We start from the raw sequence: 1147 nt of genomic DNA, 5'->3' as shown, positions 1-1147 counted from the left end.
GCTACCAAGGGGCCCTGCCTTCATGCACCCACCACCGGAAGATCACCCCGGCGGGAAACCCGTTCGACTCACACGTTCCATGACCGGTTGAGACACGGCTTCTCAGGGGAGATACGCACGGACTCATCCTCGGGGAAGTCCACCTTGAGCCGCTGCGATATCTGCTCCGGACTCCACGCGCTGGCCCATCGGCGATCCTGCCGGCGAAGCTTGTTCCTGCCCTGCCACGGCCGCACTTGCGGCCCCTCGACGACCTGGCCGTGCGCGGCATGGACGACGATCTCGGCCAGCCGGCCCTGAATGTAGTCATGGAGACGCTGGTTGATCACCAGCTTCGCCGTCTTCGGCCTCTGTGCACGCCGCTCGGCGTGCCACTGCGCCAGCGAGGCCCGGTACCCCAGGCGATAGGTCCGGGTGGACGCGTTGCGCCGTAGTTCCCGCGAGATCGTCGAGGGCCAACGGCCTAAGTATTTCGCAATCGCACGCACGCCGAGATCCCGGGCGCGCAGCAGAGCGATCTCCTCCCGTTCGGCGAACGACAGGTATCAGCCCGAGACACTCGGGGCAAGACATGGAGTCAGCCCGTCAGCATGACGAAACCACCGCGACCCCACGGCCGGCAAGACCCCGATCGCAGCCGCTGCGTCCACTGAACTCAGCCCCCCGCGCGATCACCTGCCAGAACCGGACCCGGTCCTCACGCCAGGCAACGCCCGGTCGACCCGGCGAAGGCATTTGCCCGCGATACTCCCGCACCGACTGCTGCCGATTCCCCACACCCCGTACTCGCGGCGTGCCATGAGGTGGCCCCACCGCGCCAGATCGGTTGGGCCATGGTGGAAGCTGTAGAGCGGCATCCCTGGGAGATGCGCGCCCTCAGCGCCAAAGCGTTCCCCGGAACCGCGGTGATGCCGGACAGACAGGCATGCTGTCGAGACCATCCGCTTGTTCCGGCATTGCCGTTCAGCCGAGGTTGCGCACGCGGCCGCCCTACGGCGAATCCGGGCCGACCGAGCCGTCGTCCGGGCGGGCGGGAGCATGGGTGGTCGTGACCTTCACCGGTTCGGTGTCGGGTGCGCTGTGCCGCTGGGCCCAGTTCTCCAGGGCTGTGCGGCAGGCGTGGTCGAGGTGGTGCAGCCCGGACAGG

General features: G+C 67.9%; 1 pseudogene. It reads right to left on the bottom strand.

What is annotated here, in order from left to right:
- Window positions 1-101 precede the first annotated feature (101 nt).
- Window positions 102-735 (bottom strand): annotated as a pseudogene (locus ABD374_RS31565) (transposase); the annotation flags it as partial.
- Window positions 736-1147: the final 412 nt, after the last annotated feature.

The sequence above is a fragment of the Streptomyces enissocaesilis genome (genome assembly GCF_039533765.1).
Classification (GTDB): domain Bacteria; phylum Actinomycetota; class Actinomycetes; order Streptomycetales; family Streptomycetaceae; genus Streptomyces; species Streptomyces enissocaesilis.
Note: the sequence above shows the minus strand (reverse complement) of the source record. Positions and strands in the feature narration are given on the sequence as shown.